General features: G+C 43.3%; 1 pseudogene. It reads right to left on the bottom strand.

The window, feature by feature from the left end:
• Positions 1 to 24 precede the first annotated feature (24 nt).
• Positions 25 to 263 (bottom strand): annotated as a pseudogene (locus AC6UDF_RS07275) (transcription termination/antitermination protein NusG); the annotation flags it as partial.

A 263-nucleotide genomic window follows, 5' to 3' on the forward strand; every position in this document is an offset into this window, starting at 1 on the left:
GTAGAAACCCTTGGTTTTCTTGTTTTATAGCTTTTCCACTTGGTCGAAATCGAGCTCAAGCGGGGTTTCTCTACCAAACATGTTGACATGCACCTTAAGTTTACCCTTATCAGCAACAATTTCTTCAACAGAGCCGACAAAGTTTGCGAAAGGTCCCACCTTGACGCGTACGGTTTCTTTGAGTTCGAAGTCGATTTTCTCCTTCGGCTCTTCCATACCCATATGCTTCAGGATAGATTCAACTTCCTCAGGTAATAATGCAG

Source organism: Fructilactobacillus sp. X2R6C1 (assembly GCF_059901295.1).